Below are 1374 nucleotides of genomic sequence, written 5' to 3' on the forward strand. Positions count from 1 at the left end.
TGCACAGCTTTTATTCTCGGACGGTTCGGTGGAAAATGCAATCAGTCTGGATAACCAGCTCAATATCATACAGGTTGCAGATTTGGTTCTGCCGGATAAGGATACTACCTTTGAGGAATACACGACCATTGAACTGTTGTCGGTATCCATCTTAATTGTTATCAGCACCTTTGCCCTTGATTTCATTCACAGTGACCGAAGCATTTTTAAAATCGTGGACTTGGACGAAGCATGGGCGTTCTTAAATGTGGCACAGGGAGAAACACTATCAAATAAGCTGGTGCGTGCTGGTAGAGCCATGAACGCCGGAGTCTATTTCGTGACACAATCCTCTGGGGACGTATCGAAAGAAAGTCTGAAAAATAACATCGGCTTAAAGTTTGCGTTCCGCTCCACAGATACCAATGAAATCAAACAGACCTTAGAGTTTTTCGGACTGGACAGTGAGGACGAAAATAACCAGAAACGATTGAGGGATTTGGAGAACGGACAATGCTTAATGCAGGATTTATACGGGCGTGTCGGTGTGGTACAGATACACCCTGTCTTTGTAGAACTGCTCCATGCCTTTGATACCAGACCGCCGATAAAAAGTGAGGTGGATTTGGAATGATAAAATCTATCACAAGAGAAAAGGTATTCCATGTACTGAAACTGGTACTGCTTGCCGTGACCGTTACGCTGGTACTGCTGTCCCTGCTTGGGACGGTAGCTCATGCGTCTGGACTGGTCGATGATACGGTCAATGCAGACAACCTGTATTCAAAGTATCCGCTTTCCAACTATCAGCTTGATTTCTATGTGGACAATAGCTGGTCTTGGCTACCGTGGAACTGGCTGGACGGCATTGGAAAATCGGTGCAGTACGGGCTTTACTGTATCACAAATTTTGTCTGGACAATCAGCCTGTATCTTAGCAATGCCACAGGATATGTGGTGCAACAGGCGTATAAGCTGGACTTCATCAATGACATGGCAGACAGTATCGGGAAAAGTATCCAGACACTTGCCGGAGTGACCGAAAAAGGATTTTCCAGCAGTGGATTCTATGTGGGATTCCTGCTCATTATCATTCTGATTGTAGGTGTTTACACCGCCTATACAGGGCTTCTCAAACGGGAAACAAGCAAAGCACTTCACGCTGTTATCAACTTTGTGGTGGTGTTCATTGTGTCTGCGTCCTTTATTGCTTATGCTCCCAATTATATCCAGAAAATCAATGATTTCAGTTCGGACATCAGCACCGCTTCTCTGGACTTGGGGACAAAAATCATGCTCCCCGATTCACAAAGCAAAGGCAAGGACAGCGTAGACCTTATCCGTGACAGCCTTTTTGCGATACAGGTAGAAAAACCGTGGCTGTTGTTGCAGTTC

At 45.4% G+C, this 1374-nt stretch carries 2 protein-coding genes; both read left to right on the forward strand.

The genetic code is table 11. The features are described 5' to 3' along the window. On the forward strand, nt 1-613 hold a 613-nt coding region (locus tag HMPREF0367_RS09480; RefSeq protein ID WP_035403684.1), incomplete at its 5' end, for an ATP-binding protein. Beyond that, nucleotides 610-1374 (forward strand): CD3337/EF1877 family mobilome membrane protein (locus tag HMPREF0367_RS09485; RefSeq protein WP_035403687.1); only part of this gene is annotated, 765 nt, incomplete at its 3' end. The genes HMPREF0367_RS09480 and HMPREF0367_RS09485, both read left to right, overlap by 4 nt.

The organism is Faecalitalea cylindroides ATCC 27803 (assembly GCF_000469305.1).
Classification (GTDB): Bacteria; Bacillota_I; Bacilli_A; order Erysipelotrichales; family Erysipelotrichaceae; genus Faecalitalea; species Faecalitalea cylindroides.